The sequence below is a fragment of the Ancylobacter sp. WKF20 genome, from assembly GCF_029760895.1.
GTDB lineage: Bacteria > Pseudomonadota > Alphaproteobacteria > Rhizobiales > Xanthobacteraceae > Ancylobacter.
Map to the genome: position 1 here is coordinate 3,372,054 of NZ_CP121679.1, position 16,417 is coordinate 3,388,470.

Here is a 16,417-nt window from a genome sequence, read left to right on the forward strand (position 1 = left end):
TGCCATGTCCGGAATCTTTTCATTGACTGACTTGAAAGTCAATGAAACAAGGCGACACGTGATTACCTATGGAGCGTCCATGCGACTGTTTCCGCTCGTCCTGATCTTCGGCGCGTTCCTGCCCCTTGCCGGGGCCGCACGCGCCGGCGAACCCGCGCCCCGTGCCGTGTCTGCGGCGCCACGGGACGTGCGGGCGGTGACGGCCGCCCTCACCGACTACCAGCCCTCCATCGACATCACCGGGTCGATCGCGGCGCGGATCCAGTCGGACCTATCCTTCCGCACCAGCGGCCGCGTCACCGACTTGCTGGCGGATGTCGGCGACCATGTGCGCAAGGGCGACGTACTCGCCCGCATCGACAACACCGAGCAGCGGGCGGAGGTGGACATCTCCCGCGCCAAGCTGCAATCGGCGCAGGCCACTCGCGTCCAGAAGCAGCTTGCCTTCGACCGCTACAAGACCCTGCTCCAGTCGAAGGCGGTGTCGCAGGCCACCTTCGATCAGGCGAAGGAGGATCTCGTCACCGCGCAGGGCTCGGAGGAGACCGCCAAGGCCAACCTCGCCACCTCCGAGGACGAGCTCGCCTATACCGAACTGAAGGCGGATGCGGACGGCATCATCACCGCCCGCAACATCGAGGTCGGGCAGGTCGTCTCCGCCGCGCAAGCCGCGCTGACCCTCGCCCATGACGGGCCGCGCGACGCCGAGTTCAACGTGTTCGAGGCCATGTTCCTCGACGGCCCGCCGATCCCGGATGTCGATGTCGCCCCGATCGACTCGACCGCACGGGTCCGCACCCGCGTGCGCGAGGTCTCGCCGGCGCTCGACACCAGCACCGGGACGATCCGGGTGAAGGTGACGCTGCCCGACAGCGCGCAATGGTCCCTCGGCACGCCGGTGAAGGGCGAGTTCCGCGCCGCGCCCCGCAGCGGCGTCGTCGTGCCCTGGAGCGCCCTGACCTCCGAGCGCGGCCAGCCGGCGGTGTGGATCATCGATCCGCAGACCAAGCTGGTGGCGCTGCGGCGGGTCAAGGTCGCGCTCTACCGCACCGGCGAGGTGGTGATCGCCGACGGCGTGAAGCCGGCCGAACTCGTGGTCACGCAAGGGGGCCAGTTCCTGCGCGACGGCCAGCCGGTTACCTGGGAGAACCTGCCATGACCCTCACCCGCTGGATGCAGGGGGCCGCGCTGATCGGCGCCCTCGCCGTGCTCGCCGGGTGCGATTCCCCGCCCCCCGCGCAGGAAACCGCCGTCCGCCCGGTGAAATCCATGGTGGTGAAGACCGAGGCTTTCACCGGCGCCGGCTATGCCGGCACAGTGCAGCCGCGCGTCGAGACCGATCTGGCGTTCCGCACGCTGGGCCGCATCATCGCGCGCGACGTCGACACCGGCGACCTCGTCACCAAGGGCCAGCTCATCGGCGAGCTCGACCCGCTCGCGCTGAAGATGGCTGTGACCAGCGCCGAGGCCGACCTGCGCAACGCGCAGGCCACGCTCGAGAACGCCACCGTCAATGAGCAGCGCAAAAAGACGCTCGCCGCCACAAATGCCGGCAGTGCCGCCGATTTCGATCTCGCCGAGCAGGAGCTGAAGACCGCGCAGGCCAATCAGGCCCAGACGCAGGCCAGCCTCGACAAGGCCCGCGAGCAGCTCGGCTATGCCAAGCTGCTGGCCGAGTTCGACGGCATCGTCACCGCAACCTCCGCGGAAGTCGGCCAGGTGGTGACCGCCGGCCAGGCCGTGGTACGCGTCGCCCGCCTCGCCGACCGCGACGTGGTGATCGACGTGTCCGAGGCCCGGCACGGCGCGCTCAAGCTCGGCCAGCCCTGGACCATCGCCCTGCAACTCGACCCCTCGGTCAAGGCGCATGGCGTGCTGCGCGAGATCGCCCCGCAGGCCGATTCTAACACCCGCAGCTACCGGGTGAAGATCGCCCTCGACACCCCGCCGGACGCCTTCCGCTTCGGCTCCGTCGTCACGGCCTGGCCCGACGAGGCGGCGAGCGCCGGCATCAGCGTGCCCGCGCGCGCCGTGCTGACGCAGGACGGCGCCACCTATGTCTGGGTGGTCGACAGAACCAGCCAGAGCGTGGAGCGGCGCCCCGTACAGCTCCAGCCCGAGGCGGCGACCGGCAATTTCCGGGTGCTGACCGGCCTCACCGACGGTGACGAAGTGGTCCTGGCCGGCGTGCACCAGCTCGCCGACGGACAGAAGATCAGGCTCAGCCAGGAGACGACCCGGTGAAGACCTTCAACCTTTCGGACTGGGCGCTCGAGCACCGTTCGCTCGTCTGGTACTTCATGATCGTCTTCGCCCTGGCGGGAACCTTCGCCTATCTCAGCCTCGGCCGGGAGGAAGATCCCGACTTCACCATCAAGACGATGATCATCCAGGCGAGCTGGCCGGGCGCCTCGGCGCAGGAGGTCACCGAGCAGGTGACCGACCGCATCGAGAAGAAGCTGCAGGAGCTCGAATCGCTGGAGCACACCCGCAGCCTGACCACGGCCGGCCAGACGATCATCTTCGTCGACCTGCTGCCGACCACCAAGGCCAAGGATGTGCCGGCGATCTGGATGCGCGTGCGCAACATGGTGGCCGATGTCGAGGGCAATTTTCCCTCCGGCGTGGTCGGCCCGTTCTTCAACGACAACTTCGGCGACGTCTATGGCAACATCTTCGCCTTCACCAGCGACGGGCTGAGCCAGCGCGAGCTGCGCGATCTCGTCGAGGACGCCCGCACCAAGGTGCTGACCGTGCCGAATGTCGGCAAGGTCGACATCGTCGGGGCGCAGGACGAGGCGATCTATCTCGAATTCTCCACCCGCAAGACCGCCGCGCTCGGCATCGACCAGTCGGCGATCCTGACCACGCTGCAGGAGCAGAACAACGTCACGCAGTCCGGCGTCATCCAGGCCGGGCCCGAGCGCATCGCCATCCGCGTCGGCGGCCGCTTCACCTCGGAGGAAAGCCTGCGGGCGATCAATCTGCGGGTGAATGACCGGTTCTTCCCGCTCACCGATGTCGCCACTATCAGGCGCGGCTATGCCGACCCGCCGAGCACGTTGTTCCGCTTCAACGGCCAGCCGGCCATCGGCCTCGCGGTGGGCATGAAGACCGGCAGCAACCTGCTGGCCTTCGGCACCGCGCTCGATGAGACCATGGCGCGCGTCGTCAACGACCTGCCGATCGGCGTCACCGTCGAGCGCGTCTCCGACCAGCCGGCCGTGGTGGACGAAGCCGTCTCCGGCTTCACCCGCGCGCTGTTCGAGGCCATCGTCATCGTGCTGGCGATCTCCTTCATCAGCCTGGGCTTCCGGGCCGGCCTCGTCGTCGCCATTTCCATTCCGCTGGTGCTCGCCATCACCTTCCTGGTGATGGCCTATTCGGGCATCTCGCTCCAGCGCATCTCGCTCGGCGCGCTCATCATCGCCCTCGGCCTGCTGGTGGACGACGCGATGATCGCGGTGGAGATGATGGTGGCGCGGCTGGAGGTGGGCGACAGCCTGCGCAAGGCCGCCACCCATGTCTACACCTCCACCGCCTTCCCCATGCTCACCGGCACGCTGGTGACGGTGGCGAGCTTCATCCCCGTCGGCCTCAACAGCAGCGCCGCCGGTGAATTCACCTTCACGCTGTTCGTCGTCATCGCCGTCTCGCTCATCGTCTCCTGGGTGGTGGCCGTGCTGTTCACCCCGCTGCTCGGCGTGACCATCCTGCCGGCCACGATGAAGAAGCATGCCGAGCACAAGGGCTGGTTCACCCGGGGCTTCGCAAACCTGCTCCGGCTCTGCCTGAGATGGCGCTGGGTGACGATCATCCTCACCGTCCTCGCCTTTGTCGCCTCGGTGGCCGGCATGTCGCTGGTGCAGCAGCAGTTCTTCCCGAGCTCGGACCGCCCGGAGCTGATCGTCGACTGGAACCTGCCGCAGAACAGCTCGATCCAGGAAACCGACCGGCAGATGGCGCAGTTCGAGAAGGACATGCTCGTGGGCAATCCCGCCATCGAGCACTGGTCGACCTATGTCGGCCGGGGCGCGCCGCGCTTCATCCTGTCCTTCGACGTGCAGCCCGACGACATCGCCTTCGGCGAAATGGTCATCCTGACCAAGAACCTCGAAGCCCGGGACAAGCTCAAGGGCGAGCTGCAGGCCTATCTGCAGAAGACGTTTCCGGGCACCGACGCCTATGTGAAGCTGCTCGACATCGGTCCGCCGGTCGGCAAGCCGGTGCAGTACCGGATCTCCGGCCCGGACCTGCAGACAGTGCGCGACCTCGCGCAGAAGTTCAGCGCCATCATGGGCAGCGATCCGCGGCTGCGGAACATGTCGATGAACTGGAACGAGCCGGCGCGCGTGGTGAAGGTGGAGGTGCTGCAGGACAAGGCGCGCCAGCTCGGCGTGTCCTCGCAGGACATCGCCACCGCGCTTAACAGCATCGTCGAGGGCTCCTCCGCCACGCAGGTGCGCGACGACATCTACCTGATCGACGTGATCGGCCGGGCCCAGGCGACGGAGCGCGGGTCCATCGACACGCTGCTCAACCTCCAGCTTCCCAGCACCAGCGGGGAGGCGGTGCCGCTGTCCTCGCTCGCCACCTTCCATTACGAGCTCGAGCAGCCCACCATCTGGCGGCGCGACCGCATCCCGACCATCACCATCAAGGCCGGCATCACCGACGCGACGCAGCCCGCCACCATCGTCGACGCCCTCGCCCCGCAGGTCGAGGCGTTCCGCAAGAGCCTGCCGGTCGGCTACCACGTGCAGGTCGGCGGCGCGGTGGAGGAAAGCGCCAAGTCGCAGGGCCCGATCGCCGCCGTGGCGCCGATCATGCTCTTCGTCATGGCGACCCTGCTGATGATCCAGCTCCAGAGCTTCCACCGGCTGTTCCTGGTGTTCTCGGTGGCGCCGCTGGCGCTGATCGGCGTGGTCATCGCCCTGCTCGCCAGCAATGCCCCGCTCGGCTTCGTCGCCCTGCTCGGCGTGCTCGCCCTGATCGGCATCCTGATCCGCAACTCGGTCATCCTGGTCGTGCAGATCGAGGAGATGCGCAGCACCGGCGTGGCGCCCTGGGAGGCGGTGATCGAGGCGACCGAGCACCGGATGCGGCCCATCCTGCTCACCGCCGCCGCCGCGACGCTGGCGCTGATCCCGATCTCGCGCGAGGTGTTCTGGGGCCCGATGGCCTACGCCATGATGGGCGGCATCGTGGTCGGCACGGTTCTCACCCTGCTGTTCCTGCCGGCGCTCTATGTGACGTGGTTCCGCATCCGCCGGGATACCCCGCCCTCCACGCCGGCCGCGCCGCTGGCGGCAGACACCGCGCCGACCCCCGCCGGCTGACAAAAAAGCCTCCCCGCCCGGGTCGGGGCGGGGAGGCCTTGGGAAGATCGCGAAAAGTGCGGGCGACGCCCGCGGCGATCAGCGGCGCTGGCGCCAGCCATCGAGGCTGAAGCCGCCGGCGCCGAACGCCGTCACCTGCAGAAGACCGCCGATGATCGCGATGTTCTTCATGAAGTGGATCATCTGGTTCTGGTCGGCGAGGTTGTTGTGGAAGAACACCGCCGCCGCCAGGGTGAAGGCGGCAACCGCGAGGCTGCTGATCCGGGCGTGGTAGCCGAGCAGAACGGCGATGCCGCCGCCGAGCTCGACGATGACCGCCACCAGATAGGAGATCAGCGGCAGCGGCAGCCCGGCCGAGGCGATATAGGCCTGCGTCGCCTCGGGAGCGGCGATCTTGCTCGCCCCGCTGGCGATGAAGATGAGCGCGATCAGCACACGGCCGACGGCCGCGAGCAGGTTGGTCTGAGACATGATGGATCCGGCCTTGGTTTCGGGAAAAGGGGATGAAGCGATTGGGGGTCAGGCGGCCAGCGCGTCGATCTGCGCCTTGGCGCCGGCCAGCGCCGCCTTGGCCTCGTCGCCCAGCGCCAGACCTTCGGCGCGGATGATCGTCACGTCGGTGAGGCCGATAAAGCCGAGTGCCGCGAGCAGGTAGGATTCCTGATGGTCGAGCGCCGCCAGCGGGCTCTGGCCGCTGTAGACGCCGCCGCGCGCGGAGGCGATGAACACCTTCTTGCCGGTCACCAGCCCCTCGGGGCCGTTCGGGCCATATTTGAAGCTGCGGCCGGCGACGGCGACGCGGTCGATCCAGCCCTTGAGCTGCGAGGGGATGGAGAAATTGTACATCGGCGCGCCGATGACGACGATGTCGGCGGCAAACAGCTCGTCCAGATAGGCGCCGCCAGTGGCGAGGTCCTGGCCGAGATGCGGATCGGACACCGGCGCGCCCTGAAACACCGCCATATGCGCGTCCGACAGATGCAGCGCCGCATCGGCGACGAGGTCGCGCCGGACGATCCGTGCGCCGGGATGCAGCGCCTGCTGCTTGGCGACGATGTCCGCCGTCAGCGCGCGGGTCGCGGAATAGCCGCCGAGAATGCTGGAATCGATGTGCAGGATACTGTTCATGGGGTGATCCTCCAGCTGTCCTGGCGTCGGGACCTTGGCCGCGCGTGAGAACAGCTTTTTGAGCGTGGTGAGCATGGAGGATGGGTGCCACGCGCCGATATGCCGGGGAAGCCGGTATAAAGTGATGTAATCCATCGACTGCCCCGATGGTAAGATCGACAAAGGCCCGCGCGAGAGTATCCTTGGGCCTGCTCACCGGGAGAACCCCCCATGCTCGACGGCGTCTCGCTCGACCAGTTGCGGACTTTCCTCGCGGCCGCCGATGAGGGCAGCTTCTCGGCCGCCGCCCGGCGGCTGCGGCGCACCCAGTCGGCCGTCAGCGAAGCCATCGCGACGCTCGAGGCTCAGCTCGCCGTGACGCTGTTCGACCGGAGCGCCCGCTACCCGCGTCTGACGCGGGAAGGCACGGTGCTGCTTGCCGATGCGCGGGGCATCGTTGCCGGCGTCGACGGCATGAAGGCGCGTGCCCGCGGCATTTCCGGCGGGCTGGAGGCGGAGCTCGCGGCAGTGATCGACGTGTTCTTCCCGATCAGCGTGATCGCCGAGGTCGCCCGCGACTTCCGCGACCAGTTTCCGGCGACACCGCTGCGGCTCTATGTCGAGGCGCTCGGCGGCACGGTGCAACCGCTCATCGAAGGGCGGGCGAGCTTCAGCCTCGTCGTGTCGCTGCCCACCCTTCCCGCCGGGCTGGTGGCCGAACGGGTGACCAGCGTCGATTTCGTCATGGTCGCCAGCGCCGACCATCCGCTCGCCGCCCATGCCGGCCCGATTCCGCGCGAGGAACTGGCGCGCCACGTCCAGCTCGTGCTGACCGACCGGACCAGCCATTCGCAGGGCCGCGAATTTGGCGTCATGTCGCCCTCGACCTGGCGGCTCGCCGACCTGTTCGCCAAGCACGCCTTCCTCATCAGCGGGCTCGGCTGGGGCGGGATGCCGCTCCATGCCGTGGCCAAGGACATCGCCGAGGGGCGGCTGGTGCGGCTCACCATCGAGGACGCGCCGCTTGAGGGACTGAAACTGCCGATGTCCGCCGTCTACCGCAGCGCCGCCCCACCCGGCCCCGCCGGGCGCTGGATGATCGACCGCATGAAGCGGTGCCCGAGCGAGGGGCGGAGCGTGGCGCTCATCGAGCCTACGCTCGGGGTGGTCTAACCTCGGGCCGGCCCCCGTCCCGGCCGGCGGCGCCGCTCATGCGGGGAAGGGAGGCGCGTCGGCGCCACCGCCCCTCAATGGCCGAGATACTGGGCGTCCGAGACCTGCTCCATCCAGGTGACCACCTTGCCATCGAGCTCCTCGGCAAAGGCGAAGTGCGACATGGCCTCGGTCGCGCGCGCCCCGTGCCAGTGGCGCAGGTTCGGCGGAATCCAGACGACATCCCCCGCCGCGATCTCCTCGACTGGCCCGCCTTCCTTCTGCACCCACCCCCGGCCGGAGATGATGAACAGCGTCTGGCCGAGCGGATGGGTGTGCCAGGCGGTGCGTGCGCCGGGCGCGAAGCTGACCGTCGCGCCGCTGATGCGCGAGGGAGCATCGCCACGGAAATGGCCGGAGATGCGGACATTGCCAGTGAAGAACTCCGCCGGACCCGGCGCCATCGGGGAATCCTTGGCGCGGACGATCCTCAGATCCGCACCCGGCGCGGGTGCCGGCTCCGCGACGCTGGCGGTCGCGAGAGCCGAGAGGGCGATGCCGGTGGCGATCTTCTTCATGGTGCGCCTCTTTCAGAGGAAACCAACCCCGATTCACGGGACCGGATGACGGGTGGGCCGGCGTGGAGCGACGCCGGCGCAGTGACGGAAGGGTCAGTTGCTCGGCGGTTGGCCTTGCAGATAGGCGATGATCGCCGCGCGATCCGCCGCGTTCGTGACCGCGACGGTCATGGTCGTGCCCTTCACCATGGCGCGGGGATTGGCAAGGAAGCTGTTGAGCTGGGCGGCATCCCAGGTGATCCCGAGATCGCGCAGGCCCTGCGAGTAGCGCGCGCCCTCAAGGCTGCCGGCCTTGCGACCGACGATGCCGCTGAGGCTCGGGCCGATGCGGTTCTGGCCGGGCTCCAGGGAGTGACAGGAGGCGCAGCGGGTGCGGAACAGCCGGTCACCATTGGCCTCCTGCGCGCCGGCCGCAGGGGCGAGCACCAGCAGGGCAAGGAACGGGACGGCGGATAAAGCGCGGAATCGGGCGGACATGCGGTCTCCGGCAAGGCTCACGGGCGTCGGGTCCGTGCGGCCGGCGGCCGGGCACGGGGTTTCCGTGGCAAGCTAGGTAGGGGGAGACGGCGGGATTAGCCCGCCTCCCCCGCATGGCGCTATGCGGGAGATTCATCAATCCGCGGGGCGACGCAGCGCCGTCAGGGCCTCGTCGGCGGCGCGCATCCCGGACATCAGCGCGCCATGGGCGGTCGAAAAGTCGGTCGGATGCGTGGCCTCGCCGGCGAAGAACAGCCGCTCATCGACAGGACGGGCGAGGCGGTCGCGCGCGGCGCGGTGACCGGGCAAGGCATGGCTGTAGCCGCCGCCGATCTCCGGCGTCGCGCCCCAGGCGGAGGCGCGCGCCGGGCGCAGCACGCGCCGCACATCCGCGCCGAAGAGGGCCGCGAGCTGGTCGGTGGCATGGGCGAAGGCGGCGTCGGTTCCCTCGTCACGCGCGCGGCGGGCGCCGGCGCCGCCGAGGAAGCACTCGATAACGGGCCGGTCGAGGGGCCGGATGTAATAGGTGCCCGACGCCGGATCGTGGAAGTCGCCGTGCACATGGGTCTCCGCCTCGAAGGGCGAGGGACCGACGATCTCCAGAAACAGCTTCTCGTTGCAGCCGAGCGGCAGATGCGCCGCCGCCGCGCGCCAGGGGTCGAGCGCGGCCGGCCAGCGGATCGCGTCGCCGGCGAGCACATGGGTGGAGACGGTGAGGATCGCCGCCCGGCAGCGCAGCGTGCCGCGCGAGGTGACGAGTTCGATGGCCGGTCCGTTGAGGTCGAGCCGTTCCAGCGGCGTCGCCAGATGCAGCGCCACATCGGCAGGGAAGCGGGAGGCGATCAGCGTGCCGTAGCCCGCCGGCAGGCGCCAGTTGAGCCCGGTCGAGGCGCTGTCATAGGCGGCATAGTCGGCGGCCGAGATGCGCTCCAGTTCGTCGCCGCTGATATAGCCGCTCAAGGCCTGGAGATAGGCGAGCCAGCGCTCGCCGGGCGCCACCGCGTCAAGGGCCCGGTCGCTGGGCGGCGGATCCGCGAGGAGCCGCCGGCTCCAGGCGTCGAACGCGTTGCCGGCCGCTTCCCACTCCGCCGGGAGCGCGCCGAGATCGCCGAATTGCTGGTCCCAGGCGCTGCGCCGCCGGTCCACGACGAAGCCGGCCGCCTCGGCGATCCGTGTCCACGGGTTGCGGTCGGCCGAATGCAGCCAGCCGCAGCCGAGATCGAGCGGCAGGCCGCGCATCAGGACGGTCGAGGCGCGCCCGCCAAGACGCGGCAGGGCCTCCAGCACGGCAACCGACAGGCCGCGACCGGCCAGCCGCCGGGCGGCGCCGATGCCGGCCGCTCCGGCCCCGATGATGGCGATGTCGCAGGCGTGGGTCATGCGTGGATGCTAGAGCATTTTCCAGCGACGTGGATTTCTGTTCGCGACAGGAAAATGCGTCAGGCCAATAATTTAGAGCCCTGTTGGTGAGCTGGAGTTCACCCGGAAAGCTCTAGGCCGGTTTCACCTTATAGCGAAGATGCACCACGCCGTGATCGAGCGTCTCGGCACTGAGGAACGACAGCGTCACCTTGCCGGCGAGCCCGTCCGGGCCGGCATCGACGATGGCCTCGCTGCCCGGCCGGGCATCAAGCGCGGGGGTGACGAGCACGCTGAACTCATCGACGAGGCCAGCGGCGAAGAAGGCGCCATTGGCGCGCGCGCCGCCCTCCACCGCAAGGCGCTGAATGCCGAACTCCCGCGCCAGAATCTCAAGCGCGGCCGCGAGGTCGATCTCAGCGTCCTCGGCGACGATGTAGGAAACGCCATCGGCCGCGAGTTCGGCGAGGTGGCTGTCCGGCACATCCCGGCCGAGCAGGGCGATGGCGTGATCACCGCCGACGCTCGATCCCTTGAAGTGCACCTTGCCGGAGGGATCGAGCGCGATGGCGTAGCTCGCCGCACGCGTCGCGACATGGAGAGGGCGCGCGACCGCGCCGGGCGTCGCCGGCGGATGCGGCACGCCCTTGGCCATCTCGGCCATCGTCACCCGCCCGACCAGCCAGGCATCGGCTTTCAGCGTGCCGTGGACCTGCTCATAGAGCCGGCCCCAATCGGCGCGACCACCCTGCGGGCTGGCGGTGAACCGGCTCGGGTGCAGGCGCCCGTCGAGCGAAGTTTCCATCAGGCAGATGACATGGGGCTTCATGGGGCGCACCTCGGACGAAGGACCGCCGGCGATGGCCCGCCGACGGTCAGGGAAGGGATTTCAGGCCGCCTCAGGAAGCGGAAGCGAGGCCATGTCGATGACGAAACGATAGCGCACATCGGCCTTTTCCAGCCGCTCGAACGCCGCGTTGATGTCCTCCATGCGGATCATCTCGACATCGGGCAGAACGCCGGCCTTGGCGCAGAAGTTCAGCATCTCCTGCGTTTCCGCGATACCGCCAATTGGCGAGCCGGCGATGCGGCGCCGGCCGAGCAGCAGTGGCACGGTGCTCGGCTCGGCCAGCGGGCCGATCTGGCCGACCAGCACTAGCGTCGCGTCGACATCGAGCAGCGGCACATAGGGGTTGATGTCGTGCTTCACCGGCACGGTGTCGATGATGAGATCGAAGCTGCTGGCGGCCTGCGCCATGGCCTGCGCGTCGCTCGACACCAGCAGGCGGTCGGCGCCCAGCGCCAGCGCGTCGGCTTCCTTGTCCCTGGTGCGGCTGAGCACCGTGACGTCCGCGCCCATGGCGGTGGCGAGCTTGACCGCCATATGGCCGAGCCCGCCGAGACCGACCACGCCGACGCGGCTACCCGGCCCGACATTCCAAGTGCGCAGCGGCGAATAGGTGGTGATGCCGGCGCAGAGCAGCGGCGCGGCCTTGGAAAGGTCCAGCCCTTCCGGCACGCGCAGCACGAATTCCTCGCGCGTCACCAGATGCTTGGAATAGCCGCCCTGGGTCGGCGCGGTCGGCTCGCAGGAAAAGCGGTCAGTGTCGCTATAGGTCTGCACCGGCCCCTTGCGGCAGAGCTGCTCGAGGCCTTTCCGGCACTGGTCGCAGCTCTGGCAGGAATCGACGAGGCAGCCCACCGCCACATGGTCGCCGACCGCGTAACGCTTGACCTCATTTCCGACGGCGGTCACGCGGCCGATGATCTCGTGGCCGGGCACCAGCGGGTAGCGGCTCCAGCCCCAGTCATTGCGCGCCTGATGCAGGTCCGAATGGCAAACGCCACAGAACAGCACCTCCATCGCCACATCGTTGGGCCGGAGTTCACGCCGCTCGAAATCATAGGAACTGAGCGGGGTCGTCTCCGAGCGCGCCGCATAGCCAACGGTCTTCATGGGCTTCTCCTGTGCTGTGCCGGGCCGCGCCGCCGCAGAGGCGCGGCGCCGGGATACCGCACCTGAATTAGGGCGCGCCGCCCGTCACGAGTAGAGCCGCCGCGACGCTAGCTCTCATGAAGGGCGTTCATCAATGGAAGCCGCGCATGCGAGTTTGCGCGCGATGGCCGGCGATTGATGAGGCTCCCTCATCACGCCATGCGCCCTCCGGCCGGTAGTCCCCGGCCCGGCTGCCCCCTAGCCTCGATCCATCCCGCAGGCCGCGCCTCCCGCCACGCTGTTGCTCCGTGGCGACTGGCGCGCGCGCCCACTTCACTGGAATCATCATGCTGACCCACGATACGCCTGTCGCCGACGGCATGGCGGAGGCGACGGTCTCCCCTGCCGCGAACTGGGGCGCGGTCTTCGCGCTCTCGCTCTGCGTCTTCACGCTCATCGCCTCCGAATTCATGCCGGTGAGCCTGCTCACCCCCATCGCCACCGAACTGCGCGTCACCGAAGGGCAGGCCGGGCAGGCCATCGCCGTTTCCGGCGCCTTCGCCGTGGTGACGAGCCTGTTCATCACCGCCATCGCCGGCGGGCTGGACCGCAAGATCCTCCTACTGATCCTCACCGGCCTGATGATCCTCTCCGGCATCATCGTCGCCACCGCCCCGACCTACACCGTGCTGATGATCGGGCGCGCGCTGATCGGCATCGTCATTGGCGGCTTCTGGTCGATGTCGGCGGCGACCGCGATGCGGCTCGTGCCCAGCCCTCAGCTGCCGCGCGCGCTGGCCATCCTCAATGGCGGCAACGCGCTGGCGACCGTGGTCGCGGCGCCGCTCGGGAGCTTCCTCGGTGGGGTCATCGGCTGGCGCGGGGCGTTCTTCTGCGTCGTGCCGATCGCCGCGCTGGTGTTTTTCTGGCAGGCCGCCAGCCTGCCCACGATGCGGGTCGCACCGTCACCGGGTTCCGGGCACGTCTTCCGCCTGCTGCGCCGGCCGGTCGTCGCCTATGGCATGGCGGCGATGAGCCTGTTCTTCATGGGGCAGTTCACCCTGTTCACCTATCTGCGGCCGTTCCTCGAAACGGTGACGCGAGCGGACCTCACGACCCTCTCGCTCCTGCTGCTGCTGATCGGGGTCACCGGCGTCATCGGCACGCTGCTGATCGAGCGCTTCGTGAAGACGGGGCTCTACCGCACGCTCATCGTCATTCCCGCGATGATGGCCCTCATCGCGGCGGCGCTGATCGGGTTCGGCACGTCGTTGATCGCTACCGCCGGCCTGCTCGGTGTCTGGGGCCTGCTCGCCACCTCGGCGCCGGTCGGCTGGTGGACCTGGCTGGCGCGGACGCTGCCGCGCGATGCGGAGGCCGGCGGCGGGCTGATGGTTGCCATGGTCCAGTTCGCCATCACGCTGGGCGCCACGCTCGGCGGCCTGCTGTTCGACACGAGCGGCTATGCAGCGACCTTCGGTGCCGCCGCCGGGATTTTGCTGATCGCCGCCGTGCTGGCCCTGCTCACCGGCCGACGCGCCTCGGCCACGAGCTGAGCGCCTCGGCCGGGGTGACCAAAAAGCGGCAGCCGCCCTCGTAGCGACGGGGGCGGCTGCATCTTCCGGTGCCGATGTTCGCGGGGCTTTGGCACCGAAAGCCGGAGAGAGCTCAGCCCGCAGTTCCCGTGAGCTTGGCGCGCGAGAGCGGCAGGCTGCGGATGCGTTGGCCGGTGAGCACCGAGGCCGCGTTCACCACCGCCGGCGGCACCCCCGGCAGGCCCGGTTCGCCAATGCCGCCCATGGGCGCGCCGCTCTCGAGGATGCGGACATGCACCTTCGGCATCCGGTCGGGCGACAGGATCGGGTAGCCGTCATAGTTGCGGGCACGCGGCACGCCATTCTCGTAGATCACCTCTTCGAGCAGGGCGGAGGAGAGCCCGAGCGCCACCGCCGAATTCACCTGCGCCTCGATGATTGCCGGATTGACGATGCTGCCCGGGTCGATCGCCACCCAGACATGGTGGACGACGACCTCGCCGTCCCTCAGCGACACCTCGGCGATGGTCGCGACCTCGCTGCCGAAGGGCGAGGCCATGGCGACGCCGCGCGCCCGGCGCGTGCCGTCCTCGGCGGTGAAGGGACCACGCTTCCAGCCGCCGGAAAGCGCCGCCACTGCCTCAATGAGGTTGCGATGGCGCGGGCTGTCCGCCAGCAGGCGCCGGCGCAGCTCATAGGGATCCTGCTTGCCGGCATCGGCCATCTCGTCGAAGAACGTCTCGTAGAAGAAGTCGTTCATCGAATGCCCGACCGAGCGCCAGAAGCCGATGATGGTGGGATCATCGACATGGATATGGCCGACACGGCGGTTCGGGATCGCGTAGACCTTGCCGGCGATGCCTTCCACGGCCGAACTGTCGACCTTGTCGGCCGCGCGACCGAACCAGCGGCCGGTGGCGCCCTCGCCGACAGCCACCGCGCTCAACGCGACCGGCAGGCCGCTGGCGTCGAGGCCGGCGCGGAAGCGGGCGACGCTCATCGGCCGGAACGCATCGCGCAGGAACTCCTCCTCGCGCGACCAGATCACCTTGACCGGCCGTCCCGTGGCTTTCGCCAGCCGGATCGCCTGCTGGTAGGGATTGGCGGTCTGGTAGAGGAAGTGCCGGCCGAAGAAGCCGCCGAGGATCGGCGAGTGGATGATGACCTTTTCGGGCGGAAGACCGGCGACCTTGGCCGCATCGGCCTGAAACATCTCCGGCGCCTGGTTGGGCGCCCAGACCTCAAGCGCTCCATCCGCGTTGAACCGGGCAATGGCCGAGGGCGGCTCGAGCTGCGCATGGGAAAGATGCGGCGCATCGAAGCTGGCCTCGACGATGCGGGCAGCGCCTGCCAGTGCCGGGCCGATATCGCCGTGGGTCTCGAAGGCAAGACCCTCGCCCCTGCGCGACTGGAGATCGGCGCGGTGCTTTTGCGAGGAATAGTCCGCCGGCATGACGCGGGCCGAGCTGTCGGGCTTCGCCTCGTCCCAGCTCACCTGAAGCGCCTCGACCGCGCGGCGGGCGCGCCACCAGCTGGAGGCGAGCACCGCGACCGCCCCTGGCAGACGGTGAACCGAGTGGACGCCGGGCATCGCCCTGACCTCGGCCTCATTAGCGAGGGCAGCGGGCTCCTGGCCGAGCCGCGGCGCATGCTGGACGACAGCCTGCAGCATGCCCTCGACCTTCAGGTCGATGGCGTAGGTCGCCTTGCCGGTCGACTTGTCGCGGATGTCGATCCGGGCCACCGGCTTGCCGATCCAGCGGAAATCGGCGCGGGACCGCAGCGGGACATCCGCCGGCACCGGGAGCGCCGCGGCGGCGGTGGCGAGATCGCCATAGGGGATCGAGCGGTTGGACGCGGTGTGAATCACCAGGCCGGGCTGCGTCGAGAGCTCCGCCATCGGCACGCCGAGCTGGGTGGCGGCGGCCTGCAGCAGCATCCGGCGCGCGGCGGCGCCAAGCTTGCGCATCGTCTCATAGCTCATGCGCACCGACATGCTGCCGCCGGTGAAGCGGTAGCCGCCGATCAGCGTGTAGTCGGGACCGGGCGGCGCGCCTTCCACCACGAATTGCGCGGGATCGACATCGAGCTCCTCGCCGACGATCTGCGCCATGGCGGTGAAGATGCCCTGCCCGCCCTCGATGAAGGCGCTGCGGAACAGCACCGTGCTGTCCGGGCGGATCTGGATATAGGCGTTGACCCGCGTGCCCGGCACGATGGCGGGCGCTTCCTGGGCGACGGCACGTCCGCCCGCCGGCAGGGCGACGCCCAGCACCAGCGCGCCGAGCGAGGCACCCAGAAAGCTGCGCCGCGACAGGTTGAGCGGCACGGCTTCCGGCGGGACGGTGGGGAGGGGGCTCATCTCGTTCATCGCGCCGCTCCTCACGCCTGCGCCGCGTGCCGGACGGCGGCGGCGATCGCGTTATAGGTGCCGCAGCGGCACAGATTGACCATGGCGGCGGCGATATCCTCGTCGCTGGGCTTTGGGGTCTGCTTGAGCAGCCCGGTCGCCGCCATCACCTGGCCAGACTGGCAATAGCCGCATTGCGCGACCTGCTGCGACACCCAGGCTTCAACGACCTTCTGCCCCACCGGATCCTGCGTCACCGCCTCGATGGTCATGATCTGGCTGCCCGCGACCGCGTCGACCGGCGTCACGCAGGAGCGGGTCGGCTGGCCATCCACCAGCACGGTGCAGGCACCACACTGAGCGAGGCCGCAGCCATATTTGGTGCCGGTAAGCCCGAGTTCATCGCGCAGCACCCAGAGCAGCGGCGTATCGGGCTCGCTGTCGAGGCGGTGCGTCTGTCCATTGATGGTGAGGTCCACCGTCAGTCTCCGTGCAAGAGGGCGCAAGACCGTCCGTGCGGCGCGGCCTGCGCGAGGCCAACACCCACGCGATCGCCGTCATGGCTTCCGTTTGGTCTGGTTCCA

At 69.1% G+C, this 16,417-nt stretch carries 14 protein-coding genes; 5 read left to right on the forward strand and 9 right to left on the reverse strand.

Annotated features, from left to right (window positions below):
- The first annotated feature begins 79 nt into the window (after positions 1-79).
- From AncyloWKF20_RS15505 to AncyloWKF20_RS15515, 3 genes are read left to right on the forward strand one after another with little or no spacing between them, the layout of a single operon-like run.
- A complete protein-coding gene (locus AncyloWKF20_RS15505; RefSeq protein WP_279314907.1) occupies positions 80-1,159 on the forward strand; it encodes an efflux RND transporter periplasmic adaptor subunit in 1,080 nt (359 codons plus the stop codon).
- Positions 1,156-2,244: an efflux RND transporter periplasmic adaptor subunit gene (locus AncyloWKF20_RS15510; protein ID WP_279314908.1), complete on the forward strand. Its 1,089-nt coding sequence runs from the start codon at positions 1,156-1,158 to the stop codon at positions 2,242-2,244. The genes AncyloWKF20_RS15505 and AncyloWKF20_RS15510 overlap by 4 nt, the downstream gene beginning before the upstream one ends.
- Positions 2,241-5,339 carry an efflux RND transporter permease subunit gene (locus AncyloWKF20_RS15515; protein WP_279314909.1) on the forward strand — a complete coding sequence of 1,033 codons (3,099 nt, stop codon included), beginning with the start codon at positions 2,241-2,243 and terminating at the stop codon, positions 5,337-5,339. The genes AncyloWKF20_RS15510 and AncyloWKF20_RS15515 overlap by 4 nt, the downstream gene beginning before the upstream one ends.
- Before the next feature lie 78 nt (positions 5,340-5,417).
- Here AncyloWKF20_RS15515 and AncyloWKF20_RS15520 read toward each other — a convergent pair whose 3' ends face one another.
- A complete protein-coding gene (locus AncyloWKF20_RS15520) occupies positions 5,418-5,810 on the reverse strand; it encodes a DoxX family protein (RefSeq protein WP_279314910.1) in 393 nt (130 codons plus the stop codon).
- Between the two features lie 48 nt (positions 5,811-5,858).
- Positions 5,859-6,467, reverse strand: a complete 609-nt coding sequence (locus AncyloWKF20_RS15525; protein WP_279314911.1) for an NAD(P)H-dependent oxidoreductase — start codon at positions 6,465-6,467, stop codon at positions 5,859-5,861.
- A gap of 210 nt (positions 6,468-6,677) precedes the next feature.
- On the opposite strand from AncyloWKF20_RS15525, the gene AncyloWKF20_RS15530 reads away from it, so the two are divergent.
- Positions 6,678-7,619, forward strand: coding sequence for a LysR family transcriptional regulator (locus tag AncyloWKF20_RS15530; RefSeq protein ID WP_279314912.1), 942 nt, complete (start codon positions 6,678-6,680; stop codon positions 7,617-7,619).
- Positions 7,620-7,693: 74 nt separating this feature from the next.
- Here the strand turns inward: AncyloWKF20_RS15530 and AncyloWKF20_RS15535 are convergent, their stop codons facing one another.
- The 5 genes from AncyloWKF20_RS15535 to AncyloWKF20_RS15555 form a co-directional block, all read right to left on the reverse strand.
- A complete protein-coding gene (locus AncyloWKF20_RS15535; RefSeq protein WP_279317993.1) occupies positions 7,694-8,062 on the reverse strand; it encodes a cupin domain-containing protein in 369 nt (122 codons plus the stop codon).
- Between the two features lie 207 nt (positions 8,063-8,269).
- The gene (locus tag AncyloWKF20_RS15540) at positions 8,270-8,653 is read right to left on the reverse strand and encodes a c-type cytochrome (protein WP_279314913.1); all 384 of its coding nucleotides are present in this window, start codon (positions 8,651-8,653) and stop codon (positions 8,270-8,272) included.
- A 135-nt stretch (positions 8,654-8,788) separates the two neighbouring features.
- Positions 8,789-10,033, reverse strand: a complete 1,245-nt coding sequence (locus tag AncyloWKF20_RS15545; RefSeq protein WP_279314914.1) for an NAD(P)/FAD-dependent oxidoreductase — start codon at positions 10,031-10,033, stop codon at positions 8,789-8,791.
- 112 nt (positions 10,034-10,145) lie between these two features.
- Positions 10,146-10,841 (reverse strand): RibD family protein, encoded by a 696-nt coding sequence (locus tag AncyloWKF20_RS15550; RefSeq protein WP_279314915.1) that lies wholly within the window; start codon positions 10,839-10,841, stop codon positions 10,146-10,148.
- 60 nt (positions 10,842-10,901) lie between these two features.
- Positions 10,902-11,969: an NAD(P)-dependent alcohol dehydrogenase gene (locus AncyloWKF20_RS15555; RefSeq protein ID WP_279314916.1), complete on the reverse strand. Its 1,068-nt coding sequence runs from the start codon at positions 11,967-11,969 to the stop codon at positions 10,902-10,904.
- Between the two features lie 359 nt (positions 11,970-12,328).
- On the opposite strand from AncyloWKF20_RS15555, the gene AncyloWKF20_RS15560 reads away from it, so the two are divergent.
- Entirely contained in the window at positions 12,329-13,504 is a 1,176-nt protein-coding gene (locus AncyloWKF20_RS15560; RefSeq protein ID WP_279317994.1) for an MFS transporter, read from the forward strand.
- Positions 13,505-13,616: 112 nt separating this feature from the next.
- Here AncyloWKF20_RS15560 and AncyloWKF20_RS15565 read toward each other — a convergent pair whose 3' ends face one another.
- Positions 13,617-15,854 (reverse strand): xanthine dehydrogenase family protein molybdopterin-binding subunit, encoded by a 2,238-nt coding sequence (locus AncyloWKF20_RS15565; protein WP_279314917.1) that lies wholly within the window; start codon positions 15,852-15,854, stop codon positions 13,617-13,619.
- A gap of 11 nt (positions 15,855-15,865) precedes the next feature.
- The gene (locus AncyloWKF20_RS15570; protein WP_279314918.1) at positions 15,866-16,312 is read right to left on the reverse strand and encodes a 2Fe-2S iron-sulfur cluster-binding protein; all 447 of its coding nucleotides are present in this window, start codon (positions 16,310-16,312) and stop codon (positions 15,866-15,868) included.
- Between the last annotated feature and the right edge of the window lie 105 nt (positions 16,313-16,417).

What these genes read in the sequence shown, in the direction of transcription:
- AncyloWKF20_RS15505 (WP_279314907.1), top strand. Translation starts at nt 80, where the DNA reads ATGCGACTGTTTCCGCTCGTCCTGATCTTCGGCGCGTTCCTGCCCCTT.
- AncyloWKF20_RS15510 (WP_279314908.1), top strand. Translation starts at nt 1,156, where the DNA reads ATGACCCTCACCCGCTGGATGCAGGGGGCCGCGCTGATCGGCGCCCTC.
- AncyloWKF20_RS15520 (WP_279314910.1), bottom strand. Translation starts at nt 5,810, where the DNA reads ATGTCTCAGACCAACCTGCTCGCGGCCGTCGGCCGTGTGCTGATCGCG.
- AncyloWKF20_RS15525 (WP_279314911.1), bottom strand. Translation starts at nt 6,467, where the DNA reads ATGAACAGTATCCTGCACATCGATTCCAGCATTCTCGGCGGCTATTCC.
- AncyloWKF20_RS15530 (WP_279314912.1), top strand. Translation starts at nt 6,678, where the DNA reads ATGCTCGACGGCGTCTCGCTCGACCAGTTGCGGACTTTCCTCGCGGCC.
- AncyloWKF20_RS15535 (WP_279317993.1), bottom strand. Translation starts at nt 8,062, where the DNA reads ATGGCGCCGGGTCCGGCGGAGTTCTTCACTGGCAATGTCCGCATCTCC.
- AncyloWKF20_RS15540 (WP_279314913.1), bottom strand. Translation starts at nt 8,653, where the DNA reads ATGTCCGCCCGATTCCGCGCTTTATCCGCCGTCCCGTTCCTTGCCCTG.
- AncyloWKF20_RS15545 (WP_279314914.1), bottom strand. Translation starts at nt 10,033, where the DNA reads ATGACCCACGCCTGCGACATCGCCATCATCGGGGCCGGAGCGGCCGGC.
- AncyloWKF20_RS15550 (WP_279314915.1), bottom strand. Translation starts at nt 10,841, where the DNA reads ATGAAGCCCCATGTCATCTGCCTGATGGAAACTTCGCTCGACGGGCGC.
- AncyloWKF20_RS15555 (WP_279314916.1), bottom strand. Translation starts at nt 11,969, where the DNA reads ATGAAGACCGTTGGCTATGCGGCGCGCTCGGAGACGACCCCGCTCAGT.
- AncyloWKF20_RS15560 (WP_279317994.1), top strand. Translation starts at nt 12,329, where the DNA reads ATGGCGGAGGCGACGGTCTCCCCTGCCGCGAACTGGGGCGCGGTCTTC.
- AncyloWKF20_RS15565 (WP_279314917.1), bottom strand. Translation starts at nt 15,854, where the DNA reads ATGAACGAGATGAGCCCCCTCCCCACCGTCCCGCCGGAAGCCGTGCCG.